General features: G+C 65.9%; 1 protein-coding gene. It reads right to left on the reverse strand.

The window, feature by feature from the left end; translation table 11 throughout:
• Positions 1 to 1,637: group II intron reverse transcriptase/maturase (gene ltrA / locus ACWDAK_RS41210; protein ID WP_449806593.1), on the reverse strand; the 1,637-nt coding region annotated here is incomplete at both ends.

Here is a 1,637-nt window from a genome sequence, read left to right on the forward strand (position 1 = left end):
AGTCGGAAGGCGACAAAACCGTCGGATGTGCCTCTCCCCGCTTCGATGGTGATCGCGTTCTCGCGGACCGCCGTTCGGGTCGCCCGCAGCCACTGCTCCCATTCCTGGGGGCTTTGCGGCTGATGGGTGGCATGCAGGAGGAGACTTCCGCAGAGCGGACACCGTCCGTGCTGTGTCTGGAGCAGACGCAACCAGAACGGGCTCAGCGGAGGTCTGTTCCTGCGCCGCCGTGAGGCCCAGTACTCGGTCAGCGCCGGGTCGTCGACGGACGCGCCCTTGATGACCAACTGGTGTCTGACGATCTTGGTCCAGGCGAACTTGGCGAGATAGCGGCCGGTCTCCCGGTCGCCGAACACCCACCGGTCCTGCCTGGAGGTGTTGAACCGGCCGAAGTACCGGGCCGTGACCCAGCCCCTCGGCTTGTTCGGGTGCGTGTGTCTGGCCCACTTGTAGACCAGCCTCCACACATGGTCGTCCAGCGAGGTGAACACCTCGCTGGAGACCACGCCCCGATAGTAGGCAGCCCAGCCCCGGATGATCGGGTTGAGCTTGGCGATCACCGCTGCCGCGTTCTGCCCCCGAAGGGCCAGCACTTCGGCGGTGAGCCGTGCCCGGATCCGTCGCGCGCCCGCCTTGCTCGGCTTGATCAGCAGCATGCCGTGATAGCGGCGGACGTTGAACCCCAGGAAGTCACAGCCCTCGTCGAGGTGCGCGATGCGCGTCTTCTCCTCGTTGAAGGCCAGACCCCTGGGCGCCAGCCACTTGGCGAGCCGAGCCTTGACCTGCTGAGCCTCGTCACGACTGTGACAGAGCACCACCAGATCGTCGGCGTACCTGATCAAGGTCGGTGAGCCCACTGCCAGTTCACCGGCACGGGGGCCGGAGGTGCGGTAGCGGACTCCGGCGGCCTCTTCCATTCCATGCAGGGCCACGTTCATCAACACGGGGGAGATGATCCCGCCTTGCGGAACCCCCTCCTCGGTCGGGGCGAAGGAACCACGATCGATCACTCCCGCCTTCAGCCACTGCTCGACCAGCCCCCGGGCGGGGAACTGTCCGATGGAGGCGAGAAGGTGATCATGGTCGATCCGGTCGAACGCCGCCGCCAAGTCCGCGTCGAGGATCCACTGGCGCTTCGGGCTCTTGCCCTTGGCGGCCAGGAAGATCGCTCCGATCGCGTCATGACAGCCACGGCCGGGACGAAATCCATAGGACCTCGGCTCGAACCGTGCCTCCCACTCGGGCTCCAACGCGTTCAACGCCACGGCTTGAAGACACCGGTCGATGATCACGGGAATTCCGAGGCCGCGCTGACGGCCATTGGCCTTGGGGATATACACCCGCCTGACGGGACGGGGCTTCCACGGGGTCGCCCGATGCTGCATCCAGTCGGCCAACTCGGCCTTCCCCTGGGGCAGCAGGACGACCCGACCGTCGGTCCCCGCCGTCTTGCGGCCAGCGTTGACCTCCGTCACCCGCCGCACGCTCACCAGCGTGTTGGAGCGGGAACGGAGCATCAGTTTCTGGAGATTGCGGACCCTTTTAGGCAGTGTCCTGGCGATCAGTTGAGTCGTTGATACGACTATGGGGTGTAGGAGTGATCTGACGGATGCCCAGTGGGAGCGCCTGGCGCCGCT

This window comes from Kitasatospora sp. NPDC001175 (genome assembly GCF_053598215.1).